The following is a 14,242-nucleotide window of genomic DNA, read 5'->3' on the forward strand; positions in this document are numbered from 1 at the left end:
AAAGCACCTTGCTCATGCAAGGTGCTTTTTAGTGAGCAGTTCTAACTTTTTTCAGCACGTCTTCGATCGTAATTTGATCTAAATGCCTGATTACGCTTTGCTCACTCTCTGTAAAAATGTCGTCCATCACTGTTTGAATGTTTGATTTCACAATACAGTCAGCGTCAGGGTCGCCGCTGCACCAGTGAGGCTTCAGCGTTCCTGTCGATATAACTCGGTAAATCAACCCAAGACTTATTTCAGCAGGACTGCAGCCTAAAGTATAACCGCCACCTAGCCCTTCTTTTGTCCGAACAAAGTTGTTTTTTCTGAGTGTACTCATTATTTTCCGAACCCGTGCAGGATTGGTACAGATGTTATAAGCAATCGATTCACTACTTGCTCGGTGATCTGGTAAATTTGCTAGGAACACTAAGCTGTGCACGGCAATGGTAAATTCACTGTTCATCTTCCATAAACCACCTTTTTTCTTTCTCTACTGTAACGTTAAGTGACACAGTTCGAAAAGTCAAGAGAGCAAGGAGGGAAAGAAGAACTGTAGCTTTATTTATTCACGGTCTTCTTTTTCTATACTTTCTACTTCGTTAGCTGAGTTGATTTCAAGGTATACCGTCTTTTCTTTTAAACTGCCCTTCCCCTCTTTCTCAAAGTCTGCGCTTTTTTGATACGTTTTTTTGCCGTTTGAAACTTTTACCGTTATATGTTTTTTGCTTTCTTCTACGAAAGTACCCACAATTTTACGTTCATTTCCGTCTCGTTCATACACGCCATTTTTGTCTGCTTTTGCTTTTGGAGTTAGTTCAATACTCGTTGCTTCTTGTTTAGCTGCGTTAATTTCAGCTTCCACTTCTTTATTGATCATATCTTTTAGATTTGAGCCTTCCACTTCCATCCCCGAGCTTTTTGGTACTTTAACGAGTTGACCATCTATATTCAGCGTCATTTCTTTTTCGGCGTCTTTTTTTAACGTACCGATCAAGTCAAAATCTTCTTCTTTCCCCTTTTTAATGTCTGGGTCGCTCGAATACTGCTGTAGCTTTGTCAATTCTTGACGGTCTTCAATTGGTTTTTCCTCTGCTTTATGATTATCAGATTTTGTCTTGTTAGCTGGTTCACCTGAACAAGCTGCCGCACTCACAATTATACATAGAGTAATTAAGAACAGGATTCCTTTTGTTAGCTGTTTTTGCATATGTATTCTCCTTTTTTCTTTTTATTTCCACCTTTATACATATGTGAAACAAAAAAGTGAGACATAACTACATCAATCCAATCTAAAGGCCAACAAATTGGATACATGAACTGGACTGCTTGTTACACCGCAGTTGATTTCCGTGCCAGAATTCGCTTTCCTTGGGAGTCTTCGCCTTGCCCTCCAATGAACAGCTAGAAGCAGCTACTACATACAGGAAACCTACGTTCATCCTACCCATGAAAAAATCCGAACGGGTTGGATTCTCTATCAAGAATCCAACCCGTTCGGATTTCCCTTCAACTAAAACACTTTAGTCCTAGCCTCTTTTTAAAGCTGCTGTTGCTTCAGTATATGATTTGCTTCTTCTAAGTAAGTCACATACGCCTGTACTTGTTTATCACCATAATTATCTAGTTCGAACAGCGCTTCTTGTACAAAATTAAAATTATCAATTATATGCTGTGTTTTCATGCCTCGGCTTGTGAGTAAATTGTTTAACCATAAGGCATAGTCCGTAAAAATTTGCAGGTTGTCTAACTTATATGTTGTCTCAAGATACTTCATATGGTAATGATTGTCCTCATGGCATCTTTCTTTGCCGCGCTCTCCGAATTTTTCGAGCAAAGAAGGTTCTAACTCGTAGATTTTCTCCGTTACTCTTTCGACGATCTTATTAACGGGAAGTGAACTCATCGTGCCACCACTTTGTACTGAGAAACTTTTGGGATGACGGCTGCCAGTTCTTGATCAGGGTACTTTTTCTCTAAATCATGAACACGCTTGAAATCTTCGCTTCGTACCCAGCTTAAATAATTCTCTTTTGTATCAAATGTAAGCTGAACGGTGAGCTCCCCTGCTCGCTTATCGTTTTGAAGAAGTAGAAAGTCTACAAATCCTGGAGCCTCGTCGACTGATTTTGAACGATTTTTATAAATTCCAATCACTTCTTCAGCTTTTTCATCCGGTACATTAAATGTTGAAAATACGGTGTACATCTTTGTTCCTCCCTTTATGATACAAAACCTGGGTTCTTTTCTCTTTATTGTACATCATATGGGAGATGAAATGGTGTTACGTTTAGATTTCACTGCGGTTACAGCAGTTCTTTAACATAAAAAGCCCTTTGAAACAGCGTTTCAAAGGGCTTTTTTATCCGTTATTAGTTTTCGATTTTTGTTAATTGTTCTGTATGTGTTTTTACACGTGCTGGATCAATTGTAATGCGGGCAACGCCTGAATCCATTGCCGCTTTTGCTACAGACTCTGCTACAGCTGGCGCTACGCGAGGATCAAATGGTCCAGGGATAACGTAATCTGCGTTTAGCTCTTCTTCTGTAATAAGGGCTGCAATTGCTTCAACGGCAGCTTTTTTCATTTCTTCGTTGATATGAGTAGCGCGAACGTCTAACGCACCGCGGAAAATTCCAGGGAATGCAAGAACGTTATTTACTTGGTTAGGGAAGTCTGAACGACCTGTTCCAATAACAGCCGCTCCTGCTTCTTTTGCAGCATCCGGCTTGATTTCTGGATTAGGATTTGCCATCGCAAAGATAATTGCATCTTCATTCATTGATTTAACCATCTCTTGAGATAATGCATCCGCTGCAGATACACCGATAAATACATCTGCGCCTTTAATTACATCGCTTAGTGTACCGCTTTCTTTGTTTACGTTTGTATAAGAAGCCACTTCAGCTTTCACTTTGTTCATACCTTGAGAGCGGCCTTCATAAATAGCACCTCTTGTATCACACATAATCATGTCACGTACGCCGTAAGAATAAAGCAGCTTTGTAATGGCAATGCCGGCAGCTCCTGCTCCGTTTAAGACGATTTTTAAGTCTTTCATTGATTTATTGACAATTTTAATGCATTTACAAGTCCTGCTACTGTTACGATTGCTGTGCCGTGCTGATCATCATGGAACACAGGAATATCTACTTCTTTTTTCAGGCGCTCTTCAATTTCAAAGCACTGTGGAGCTGCGATATCTTCTAAGTTAATGCCTCCGAATGTGTGAGCCATTAATTTCACAGTTTCCACAATTTTATCTGTATCTGTTGTATCAAGTGTAATTGGGAATGCATCTACGCCTGCAAAGCTTTTAAATAAAATTGCTTTTCCTTCCATAACGGGAAGTGAAGCCGCAGGTCCGATGTTTCCAAGACCAAGAACAGCGGTACCATTTGTCACAACGCCGACCATGTTTCCTTTCATTGTGTAATCATACACCGTTTCTGGATGTTCATGAATTTCTTTACAAGGTTCTGCTACTCCCGGAGAGTAAGCTAAGCTTAAATCTTGAGCGTTTTGAACTTCAACTTTTGATTTAACTTCTAACTTACCTTGTTTTTCTTGATGCATATGTAGTGCTTGATCACGTAGTGACATAATTGTATTCTCTCCTTTTTTTCTATACATTTAAATTTTTTAATGAATTTATTTAACACTTGCTTTTCATCTCCATAATTGTAAGACAACCTGACCGAATAAATTCACTGACAAGTGCCATTATGAAACAAGGAATATAAAAAGTAAACTATCTTGCTTAAACCACTTTTGCGCTTTGTTAATATAAAGTCTAGACGCGGCGGCGACTCATGTTTGTCTCACTTTAAGTTGTCTGATATACAGACAACTTAGAAAGCATACAACCGCTCACTATAGCGCTTTCAAATACGTTTCAGCAAAATCGACGGCTTTAGGCATTGAAAAGAAGTATGCACGTGCTGAACCGACTTTTTCAGCGTTTATTCCTTTTGCTTCAATAAACGCTTCACCTATCTCTTCAAACAGCTCTTCTCGAAACTCTAATTCTTTATACGTCTTCCATACTCGCTTTCCTGCATCCATAACTGGAGATCCTTTTTGAATCACATTTCGATATGGAATACGATATTCTGCTAGATGAAAAGAAGTATTGTTCCCAAACCCGACACCTAATAATAAAACAAAGGCATGTTTTTTGTAAAGCCTTTCAAGAGGAGAATTTTCGCCTAAACTAAATTCAAGGGGATGATCTCTTAAGATGTCTTCGCTGTCCTTTCCCCAAGCAGCGAATGAATACATTGGATGGCTGCTTCTTCTTACGCCAGGGTATGTTCGAAACGTTTCCACAATTTTTCCCATCCCGCTTGTTGGGGTATGGGCTGGATCATATGCAGGCATCGTTTCCCGAATATTTTCCCACCACTCTTTTGGCACAGCCGGATTGCCCCATTCTGATGGATCCGAAAGATCGACCGACTGTGACGGCATAATGATAGTTCCTTCCTCTGTCACTGTCTCCATTAAAGCTTGAACAACGGCTACTGAACCTCCGTTTACCCACCCTAATGAAGATAGCGAAGAATGAACCATGATAGTCATCCCTTTTGTTATGCCTAACCTGCGTAAATCTTCTTTTAATGTGTCTTTCGTTCTAGGATGATCTGTTGCTTGGACAATGTGCTTCATCGTAAGCTCCTTACTTATAGTGCTGCTAGAATGTGTTGCCGAACTCTAGCAATATATGTAAAACTTATGTTTCCATAATAGTAAGAATAACATCAATTGTCAAATTATTTAAAGTAATAGAAAAACTTAGTTTTATTCATATCAGTTATCACACAACTGACTTGTTGGTAAGGTTTACTTCTTTCAACTATCTTACTATAATAACGGCTAATGAAGATTTTTAATAAATTAAAAAGAAGAATATTCCTATAAATAAAAGAAATACTAATGAAGCTATACAATACTTATTTACCTATCACTACTTTCAGGAGGAATGTGTACAATGAGCACATCAAAACTTCCGCCGCTCACGTCCTCGGAGCTTGCTAACTTATGGATGACTTATCAGGAAAAAACGATGATTTTGAGGTTTCTAGAATATTTTCTGGAAGATAAACAAGATTACAAAGAACTTTTTGAGCTGTATTATAGCCGATCTTTAAAAAGCGTAGAGCGAATTAAAGAAATATTTGAGAACGATGGCGCTGTTATCCCAATTGGTTTTACGAAAGATGACGTGAATGTAGGAGTTCCTAAACTATATGACCACATGTTCGAAGTCATGTATATACGCTTAATGTCTCAAATTGAAACAGGACTGTTTGCTTTGCATTCGACCATGTCTTACCGAGAAGATGTCCGAAATTTCTTCGTAGAGGCAACAGCAGAAGCGCAGCACATATACAATCAATCTACTCAGATATTATTAGAAACCGGCGTTATCGCAAAGCCACCTTACGTTTCGATGCCAAAAGAAGTTCGGTTTGTCCACGAACAAAATTATATCGGAGGGTTAAGTTGGCTTAGCGAAAAAAGATCTCTTAATACCATTGAAGTGTCACTTATTCAACATGCTGTTGATACAAATCTTGTAGGAATGCAGCTGATGATTGGTTTTGCTCAAGTGGCCAACAGCAAAGAGGCACAGCAGCATTTTGTCAGGGGTATGAAGCTTTCGAAAAAAATTGAAACAGAACTAGGTGATATTTTACGCCATAGCTACATAGAACCCCCCGCTACTCATGCCGGAAAAGCGACGAATTCAACCGTTCCTCCTTTTTCAGATAAGCTGATGATGTACAATACGAGTCTTTTGAGTACGTTCGGTCTGGGAAGTAATGCTTTAGGAGGAGCCTTTAGTTTAAGAAGTGATTTGCCATTAAAGATGCTCCAGCTTGCAAAAGACATTTACAGTTTGGCGAAAGAAGGCGGCAAAATTATGATTCAAAACGGGTGGCTTGAAGAGCCTCCTCAAATTGAAGATCGCAATCAGTTAACTAAAAAATAGGTTCTTTCTTACAAGAAAGCTAGCTGCTGGACGTGCAGCTAGCTCTATTTGTTTTTTTAGTATACTGTTTTGAATACTACTATGTAACAATTATTTGCGTTATTTAGAAGCTCTTCCTCTTTTCTTCTCAGTCGTTTAGCTCATACTTCTACTTATTTATAACAAAAAAATAAAATAAAAGGGATTTTTTCCAAGCTGCCGAAATCTTTCTATATAAAATAGAAAGGAGAAAAGTATGTTCCCTATTCTTCTTACACCTCGCACTACACTGCGTGAAATAACAGAAGCTGATGCAGATGATATTTTTGACTGCTTCTCTCAAGAGGAAGTTATCAAATATTACGGGCAAGAAAAATTCAAAACTATCCAAGAAGCTTTAGTGCTAATTGATATTTTTGCTGAAAATTACAGAAATCAAAAAGGCATGCGCTGGGGAATTGAACGGCTCGATACGGGTGAATTAATTGGGACAGTTGGATTTAATCAGTGGAACCAAAAGCATAAGCGCGCCGAAATTGGCTATGAGCTCCACCCTCAGCACTGGGGTCACGGCTATGCTTCGGAAGCTGCTTCGGCTGTTATGACTTATGGATTTGATACCCTTCAGCTAGTGCGGATTGGAGCTGTTGTGTTTCTTGAAAACAAAGCATCGCAGCATGTGCTTGAAAAGCTTGGGTTTCAAAAAGAAGGAGTGTTAAAAAACTATATGTATCAAAACGGAAAAGCTCACGATACGTTTGTTTATAGCTCCCTGCCTTCTACATAACAAAAAAAGGATTCTTTTCTTAAAAAGAATCCTTTTTCGTTTTATTTAAATGCTGCATACCCATCATCAGCCATGATGACGCTACCGTTTACAGCTCCCGCTTCTTCTAAGGAAAGCAAATAAACCATATCTGCAATTTGTTTTGGTGTAGTAAGCTCTCTGCTCATCGTTTTAGCTTTCATTCTTTCAATCATACCGTTGTCTTTATAGCCTTGAATAATGGGCGTATCAACAAATCCTGGCGCAATGGCGACGACGCGAATACCGTATTTAGCGAGATCTAGCGCAGCTGATTTTGTCATCATCACAACAGCTCCTTTCGTTGCGTGATAGGCATAGGTACCTGGTGAGGCTAAGAAGCTAAAAATAGATGCCGTATTGATAATGACGCCTTTAATACCTAACTCTCTCATTTTCCTGCCCGCTGCCATAATCCCATATGTAACGCCGTGCTGATTCACATTAATAATACGGTGATATTCTTCTAAGTCTTGATCTAAAATAGATGTAGGGCGTCCAATACCTGCATTGTTAAACATAACATCAATTCGCCCGAAGCGGTTCACAGTTTCTTCAATCAGTGCTTCCACTTCTTCAAACTTTGTGACGTCCGTTTGCACAAATAAAGCGCTGCCTCCAGCTTCTTCAATTTGTTGAAGCGTCTCTTTGCCTTTCCCTTCATCATAATCAGCAATGACCACCGCGTCTCCTTTATGCGCAAACTTTAAAGCAGTCTCTTTACCTATTCCGCTTGCTCCCCCTGTAATAACCGCTATTCGTTTTTGCTGCATGTTCTCCCTCCTTGGAAAAAATTAGTCCCTTTTATATTATAGCATTCTTTTTTTCTACTAGCCTTTTCTATTAAACGCTTTATTGCTAGGAAAATAGTTAATGTAGGCGTAGTTGAACGCCTTTTTTTATAAAAATCAGCGTGTGTACAAGCAGTCTGTCATTTTTTGCATTTACTATAGTGTAAGGAGGTGATGGCTATGCATGAACACACAGGTAATGTATCTATCCCACGTCCTCCGGATGTAGTGACAATTCTGTGGGAGCGAAATCCTTTGGATAGACAAGCTCCTCGTACTGTCGTAGAAGCAACAGTAATCGGCAGCGCAAATCCTTGCGGACGCTTGTTAGCTCAAGGTCAGCGCTACCGAACTGCAGCACATTGTTTACTTGACAACGGCTTTGAACAAATTACTGCTGAAAGATTAGGGGTATTTGGAGTAGCTGTATTTGTTAGAGAATACTAAAATAGAAAAAGGGACCTTTCTGTAAGTTTAGAAAGGTCCTTTCATACGTATTATGCGTGGAAATTCGTGCCGTCTGTTACAGCTTCGATTACTCCAGCGCGGATGACAAAGTCACCAAAGTGCTCGCCTTCTTCTCTCTCTTTTGCATAGCGAGGAAGTAAGACGCGCAGTTCATTTAAAATTTCTTCTTCACTGATATTTTCACGGTACATTTTGCTTAAGCGGCTGCCATCAAATGCTGCTCCAAGATACATATTGTATTTGCCCGGTGCTTTACCAATAAAAGCAATTTCACCTAAAGCAGGACGTGCACAGCCGTTAGGACAGCCCGTCATACGAATCGTGATTTCTTTATCACGAAGGCCGTTTTCATCCACAATTGCTTCGATTTTCTCAAGAAGAACTGGGAGATAACGCTCAGCTTCTGCCATCGCAAGCCCACAAGTTGGAAGCGATACACAAGCTAATGAGCTGCGGCGAAGAGCCGAATAATGCTTGCCGTCAGTTAATCCATATTGTTCGATGAGGTCACTAATTTGCTTTTTCTTTTCAGTTGATACGTTCGCGATAATTAAATTTTGATTGGCCGTTAAACGGAAATCACCGCTATGAACTTTTGCAATTTCACGAAGACCCGTCATAAGCTTATAGTCTTCAAAGTCAGCAATACGTCCACCTTGAACAAAAAGAGTAAAGTGCCATTTTCCTTTTACACCTTTTTCCCAGCCGTAGCGGTCTCCGTTATGATCAAAGTGATAAGATTTTGCTTCGTCTAAGCTCCAGCCCAGACGATTTTCAAGCTCTTCTTTTACCGTTTCTAATCCAAGACGATCAACCGTGTATTTAAAACGCGCATTTTTACGCACAGAGCGGTTTCCATAATCACGTTGAATCGTAATGACTTTTTCAGCTACTTCTAGAATTTGATCAGGTCGACAGAACCCAATCACTTTTGCAAGCTGAGGGTATGTTGCTTTATCTCCGTGCGTCATACCCATACCGCCGCCGATTGCTACGTTAAATCCAACAAGTTTCTCGTCTTCTAAAATGGCAATAAAGCCAAGGTCTTGTGAATACACGTCAATATCGTTAGAAGGTGGAACAGCTACGCCAATTTTGAACTTTCTTGGCAAATAGAGCGGACCATACATTGGTTCTACTTCTTCTTCCACTTCCGGTGTGCTGATCACTTTCTCTTCATCTAGCCAAAGTTCGTGGTACGCTCTTGTACGAGGCAATAAGTAATCACTTAATTTTTTTGACCATTCGAATACTTCAGCGTGTACTTCTGACTGATACGGATTCGGATTGCACATTACGTTACGGTTTACATCTCCGCAAGCTGCAATTGTATCTAATAAAGAAGCATGAATTTCTTGAATCGTTTTCTTCATGTTCCACTTTAAAATTCCGTGCATTTGGAATGCCTGACGAGTTGTCAGCTTTAACGTTCCATTTCCGTATTTTTGTGCTAAATCATCCATCACTAGCCACTGTTCTGGTGTTGAAACACCGCCTGGCGTACGGACGCGAAGCATGAATTGGTAAGCTGGCTCTAGCTTTTGTTTTTGACGTTCATTACGAAGATCTCGGTCATCTTGCAAGTAGCTTCCGTGGAACTTCATCAAACGATTATCGTCTTCAGAAATACCTGAGCTTATGCGGTCTAGCATTGTTTCTCCTAATGTACCCCGCAAATAATTACTTTCATCTTTTATGCGCTCAACGTCACTTGGAGGACCTTCGGGCGCTTTTAAAATTTTGTTTACCATGTTGAAAATCTCCTTTCAATCCTCAGTATACATCACGCTGATAACGTTTTTGTTTCTTCATTTCAGCAAGGTAACCTTCCGCCTGTTCACGGCTCATCTTGCCTTCTGTTTCGATAATTTCAACTAGCGTGTTGTGCACGTCGCGTGCCATATTTGTTTTATCTCCGCACACATAAAAAGATGCGCCTTCTTCTAACCATTGGAATAATTCTTTACTATGTTCGAGCATACGGTTTTGCACGTATACTTTTTCTTCTGTATCGCGTGAAAACGCCACGTCCATTTTTGTCAGTACGCCATCTTTTAACCACTTTTGCCATTCTGTTTGGTAAAGGAAGTCTGTTACGAAGTGCTGATCTCCAAAGAACATCCATGACTTGCCTTTTGCTCCTGTTTCTTCACGCTCTTGCATAAATGAGCGGAACGGAGCCACACCTGTACCAGGTCCTACCATAATAATTGGCGTTTCTTGATCTTGAGGAAGCTTAAAGTTTTTATTGCTTTGAAGGTATACAGGAATCGTATCGCCTGGCTGCAAACGCTCTGAACATAGGACTGAACAAACACCTTTACGCTCGCGTCCATGCGCTTCGTAGCGTACAGCTCCAATTGTTAGATGAACTTCATCAGGGTTTGCTGATAAGCTGCTTGCAATCGAGTAAAGGCGCGCTGGCATTTTACGTAAAATGGCTACAAACTCTTGTGCCGATACGTTCCATGGGCCGAAGTCACGGACTAAGTCAATCACATCACGGCCTTGTGTGTATGCTTTTAACTCCTCGCGATTTTCTACAAGTGCTTTTAACTTATCGTTTCCAGTAAGCTCAGCTGCTTGCTTTAAAAGCGGTTTTGTTAAAATCGTAATTTCAAAATTAGAGATTAGCGCTTCTCTAAGAGGACGCGTTTCTCCTTCTTTATTAACCGTTACACTTTCACTTGCATCCCACTTGAATTCGTTGAGAAGAAGATCAACAAGCTCCGGGTCATTTTCAGGATAAATACCTAAACTGTCTCCTGGTTCATACGTCAAACCTGAACCTTCTAAAGATAGTTCTAAGTGTCGCGTTTCTTTATTTGATCCACGGCCGTTTAAGTTTAAGTTCTCAAGCACTTCTGCTTTAAAAGGATTTGTTCTTGAATACGGTGAGGTTCCTGCAGGAGCTTCCGCTGGAACAGCTGCCGAAGCGCTATGTCCTTTCGCTTCGCTTAATCCGTCAATAACACCTTTAAGCCATTTATTTGCGGGCTCTTCAAAATCTAAATCACAGTCAACGCGCGGATACAGTCTTTCACCGCCAAGTTCTGCTAAGCGCACATCAAATTCTTTTCCTGTTTGACAGAAAAATTCGTATGAGCTGTCTCCAAGCGACAAGACAGAAAAACGGAAATTCTCAAGTTTTGGCGCTCGACGGCCGTGAAGAAATTCATGGAAAGATAGCGCATTATCAGGCGGCTCTCCTTCTCCATGTGTACTTACGACAATTAATAAATTTTCAAGTTTCTTTAAATTATTTGGTTTGAAATCATTCATAGAAGATACAGTTACATTAAAACCTTTTGCTTCAAGCGTTTTGCCTGTATTTTCAGCAAGTCCTTGAGCATTTCCTGTTTGTGATCCGTAAAGAATCGTTACGTCTTTTGAAACTGTCTGCTTCGTTTGAGCAGGCGCTGCTGTAGAAACGTCTGGCGTTCCTTCGGCAGACGTAGATTGAGCTGCTGTTAAATAACCGCTCAACCACATTTTTTGAGCTTCTGTTAATGTCGGCAGAAGGCGATTAAGCAAATCTGCTTGTTCTTGATTAAAAGGGCTGTTTACTACCTTAAGTTGCAACACTGTCCACCTCACAAAAATATATAATTTAAATATGTATGCTTTTACGAATCATCTTCAACAACATTTAATACCTGTGTCTAATTAATCAATGATGTTTCCCTTCATACATTATTATTCCTATAGATTATATCAAATTTAATTATATAAATCATTAGAAAATTCTTATCAAATTCGTCTACCTGCATTTTATCGGAGAAGAATAAATTAGTAAAATACATATAATTGATAACTAGTATTAAGATGATTAATGATTGAAGCTTTAGTTACGTTTTTTATAAACGCGTTTCCTTCCATATTTGTTCATTCTACATCCTTCACATGAATATGAATATTTTGTAATTTTTAGAGAAGTTTTGTAGAAACGGTTTTCTTTCTCATCAGAATGTTACATAATAAATGTAACATTAATCCTTTTAAAAAACACTATACGGAAAAGACAGTATATTCTGAAATTTAGGACAGTTTATAGGTGGGCTAGCAACCTTTTATTCGATCTATTCATACACGTTGGAGAATATAAAGGGAAGCTTGCAGTACATACAATTCCCTTTTGCTCATCTCAAATGAAAGGACTGGCTTTTAAATCAGGTAATCTTTTTTAAGGAGGCTTCTTGAATGTTTTTACGAGAATTAACGAAAAGTGGGACGATAACTGTTTCTTACTATAAAGATGGAACGTTGCAAACGTGCAAAGGCCGCGTGCACAACTTAAATCTCCATCAGCAAATTCTATCCGTAAAAGACGAAAATGAAGCCGTTGTTTCCCTTCAGCTTTCTGATATTAAATCCATTCATTAGTATGTAAAATTAAGGAGGAATTCTCATGTGGAAAGATAATAAGCAAGCGCTTACAGATTTTGTGTCGGAAGATCGGTTTGAACTGAACTTATATTTAACGTATTTGCTTGATCAAATTTCGTATGACACGTCTAAACAATCCCCTTTTCTTCGTAAGCCTAATGAAACAACTAGTTAATATAGAAAAAAGCGCACAAATTTGTGCGCTTTTTTTAATGTGATGGCTCTACTTCAGCAATGCCTTCTTCTGGTTTTTCTTCGGCTTTTTTATTTGAAAGCTTGATCTGCCTTAAGAACAATGTGCATACCGCTCCTAAAATAATAAAAGCTAAGCCCATGAAAAAGACGCTGTGCAATGCGCTCATTAGCGAGGTCTTCAAAATTGGCACAATGCTGTCTGAAAGCGCAGCTGGAATACTCTTTAGCGCTTGGGGGCTAAACAGCATCTGCAGCACACTCTCAGGATTCGTATCAATCGCTTTTTTAAACCCGTCCGCAAAAGCACTTGCTTGAGCAGGCAATGTGTTTAAATATGGAACGAGTTTGTCAGTAAGAAGCGTACCTGATTTTGTATTCATTACCGCTCCTAAGATAGTAATACCGAACGTTCCTCCAATTGAACGGAAAAATTGACTTGATGATGTAACCACACCGAGCTCTTCTTTTGAAAAGCTCTCTTGAAGAGCAAGTGTTAAAATTGGCATCACAAGACCCATTCCTAAACCGATTATGGCCATATAAGAAGTGGCAACAAGCTTGCTAGTGTGAAGGTCTAATGTTGTTAATAAAAAGAACCCTCCTGCCATAATGAGCATACCAGTAACAATTTGAGGCTTGATTCCAACTTTATAAACAAGCTGTCCTCCAATAATACTTGTTACAATCATTGAAATCATCATCGGCGTCATAATGGTACCTGATTCTGAGGCGCTTACTCCAACGATTCCTTGCATAAAGAACGGAACAAATGTAATGGCTCCGAACATGCCAATGCTCATAAAAAAGCCAATGATATTTAAGAGCGTAAACGTTCGGTTCTTAAATAAATACATCGGAAGAATCGGCTCTTTCGCTTTCGTTTCCACAATAATAAAGCTTATAATCCCAACAACAGCCAGTGTAAATAGACTAATAATTTGCCAAGAGTTCCAGTCGTAGTCTTTTCCTCCAAAGCTCAGGGCCAGAAGCAAGCTCACTACTCCGATAACCATTGTGAACATACCGGCTACATCGAATTTAACAGGTCCCGTATGTTTCTTTCCTTGAAGTCCGAGCGCAATAAAAACGGTAGCGAGTATCCCTACCGGCAAGTTGATGTAAAACACCCATTTCCAGTTCAGTGAATCAACAATCCATCCGCCAATTTGTGGACCAATGACAGAAGCAAGACCGTAAATCCCTCCGAATACTCCTTGAAATTTAGCTCGTGCTTTTCCGGTAAATAAATCACCGATTACAATCATTGCCATCGGCATCATGACGCCGCCGCCAATTCCTTGTAATGCACGGAATAAAATAAGCTCTGTCATATTATTTGCCATTCCACATAGAGCAGAAGCAACCATAAAAATAATAAGTCCTGTAACATAAATTACTCTGCGTCCTACTAAATCAGCGAGCTTCCCTGCAATCGGAACAACCGTTGTCGACGTTAACAAATAGGCTGTTGTCAGCCATGTCATCATGCTCAATCCACCAAGGTCTCCTACGATTCTTGGCATAGCTGTTCCGACAATGGTTCCATCAAGTGCAGAAAAGAACATCGCAATAATTAACCCAATTAATAAGAGCGTGCGCTTTGAATTTTTTTGATTTTCCATCGTGTGTCTCTCCTCTTT

14 protein-coding genes and 1 pseudogene are annotated in these 14,242 nt (G+C 39.6%); 5 read left to right on the top strand and 10 right to left on the bottom strand.

Annotated elements, in window-relative coordinates; all coding sequences use genetic code 11:
- Positions 1–28 precede the first annotated feature (28 nt).
- The 6 genes and pseudogenes from LIS78_RS16100 to LIS78_RS16125 form a co-directional block, all read right to left on the bottom strand.
- The gene (locus LIS78_RS16100) at positions 29–448 is read right to left on the bottom strand and encodes an Rrf2 family transcriptional regulator (protein WP_195782712.1); all 420 of its coding nucleotides are present in this window, start codon (positions 446–448) and stop codon (positions 29–31) included.
- Between the two features lie 99 nt (positions 449–547).
- Positions 548–1,192, bottom strand: coding sequence for a hypothetical protein (locus tag LIS78_RS16105; RefSeq protein ID WP_195782711.1), 645 nt, complete (start codon positions 1,190–1,192; stop codon positions 548–550).
- Between the two features lie 330 nt (positions 1,193–1,522).
- On the bottom strand, positions 1,523–1,888 hold the full coding sequence (locus LIS78_RS16110; RefSeq protein ID WP_195782710.1) for a hypothetical protein: 366 nt from the start codon (positions 1,886–1,888) through the stop codon (positions 1,523–1,525).
- Positions 1,885–2,190, bottom strand: coding sequence for an antibiotic biosynthesis monooxygenase family protein (locus LIS78_RS16115; RefSeq protein ID WP_252283993.1), 306 nt, complete (start codon positions 2,188–2,190; stop codon positions 1,885–1,887). The genes LIS78_RS16110 and LIS78_RS16115 overlap by 4 nt, the downstream gene beginning before the upstream one ends.
- A gap of 164 nt (positions 2,191–2,354) precedes the next feature.
- Positions 2,355–3,586, bottom strand: a pseudogene (gene ystJ / locus LIS78_RS16120) (NADP-dependent malic enzyme).
- 270 nt (positions 3,587–3,856) lie between these two features.
- Complete coding sequence (locus tag LIS78_RS16125; protein ID WP_195782709.1) at positions 3,857–4,651, bottom strand: AAC(3) family N-acetyltransferase; 795 nt, start codon at positions 4,649–4,651, stop codon at positions 3,857–3,859.
- A gap of 322 nt (positions 4,652–4,973) precedes the next feature.
- Here LIS78_RS16125 and LIS78_RS16130 point away from each other — a divergent pair, with 322 nt between their 5' ends.
- Both LIS78_RS16130 and LIS78_RS16135 read left to right on the top strand, forming a co-directional pair.
- Entirely contained in the window at positions 4,974–5,978 is a 1,005-nt protein-coding gene (locus tag LIS78_RS16130; RefSeq protein WP_209150085.1) for a DUF3231 family protein, read from the top strand.
- Between the two features lie 235 nt (positions 5,979–6,213).
- A complete protein-coding gene (locus LIS78_RS16135; protein WP_252283994.1) occupies positions 6,214–6,744 on the top strand; it encodes a GNAT family N-acetyltransferase in 531 nt (176 codons plus the stop codon).
- Positions 6,745–6,785: 41 nt separating this feature from the next.
- Here LIS78_RS16135 and LIS78_RS16140 read toward each other — a convergent pair whose 3' ends face one another.
- The gene (locus LIS78_RS16140) at positions 6,786–7,535 is read right to left on the bottom strand and encodes an SDR family NAD(P)-dependent oxidoreductase (RefSeq protein WP_195782706.1); all 750 of its coding nucleotides are present in this window, start codon (positions 7,533–7,535) and stop codon (positions 6,786–6,788) included.
- A 198-nt stretch (positions 7,536–7,733) separates the two neighbouring features.
- Between LIS78_RS16140 and LIS78_RS16145 the strand changes: the two genes are divergently transcribed.
- The gene (locus tag LIS78_RS16145; protein WP_034650713.1) at positions 7,734–8,000 is read left to right on the top strand and encodes a hypothetical protein; all 267 of its coding nucleotides are present in this window, start codon (positions 7,734–7,736) and stop codon (positions 7,998–8,000) included.
- Positions 8,001–8,050: 50 nt separating this feature from the next.
- Here the strand turns inward: LIS78_RS16145 and cysI are convergent, their stop codons facing one another.
- Together cysI and LIS78_RS16155 are read right to left on the bottom strand one after the other, a co-directional pair.
- On the bottom strand, positions 8,051–9,772 hold the full coding sequence (gene cysI / locus LIS78_RS16150; protein WP_195782704.1) for an assimilatory sulfite reductase (NADPH) hemoprotein subunit: 1,722 nt from the start codon (positions 9,770–9,772) through the stop codon (positions 8,051–8,053).
- 22 nt (positions 9,773–9,794) lie between these two features.
- Complete coding sequence (locus LIS78_RS16155) at positions 9,795–11,603, bottom strand: assimilatory sulfite reductase (NADPH) flavoprotein subunit (RefSeq protein ID WP_252283995.1); 1,809 nt, start codon at positions 11,601–11,603, stop codon at positions 9,795–9,797.
- Positions 11,604–12,221: 618 nt separating this feature from the next.
- On the opposite strand from LIS78_RS16155, the gene LIS78_RS16160 reads away from it, so the two are divergent.
- Both LIS78_RS16160 and LIS78_RS16165 read left to right on the top strand, forming a co-directional pair.
- Positions 12,222–12,404 carry a YolD-like family protein gene (locus LIS78_RS16160; protein ID WP_013057795.1) on the top strand — a complete coding sequence of 61 codons (183 nt, stop codon included), beginning with the start codon at positions 12,222–12,224 and terminating at the stop codon, positions 12,402–12,404.
- Between the two features lie 25 nt (positions 12,405–12,429).
- Positions 12,430–12,582, top strand: a complete 153-nt coding sequence (locus LIS78_RS16165) for a hypothetical protein (RefSeq protein ID WP_013057796.1) — start codon at positions 12,430–12,432, stop codon at positions 12,580–12,582.
- 34 nt (positions 12,583–12,616) lie between these two features.
- Here the strand turns inward: LIS78_RS16165 and LIS78_RS16170 are convergent, their stop codons facing one another.
- A complete protein-coding gene (locus LIS78_RS16170) occupies positions 12,617–14,224 on the bottom strand; it encodes an MDR family MFS transporter (protein WP_252283996.1) in 1,608 nt (535 codons plus the stop codon).
- Between the last annotated feature and the right edge of the window lie 18 nt (positions 14,225–14,242).

Source organism: Priestia megaterium (assembly GCF_023824195.1).
Taxonomy (GTDB): Bacteria; Bacillota; Bacilli; order Bacillales; family Bacillaceae_H; genus Priestia; species Priestia megaterium_D.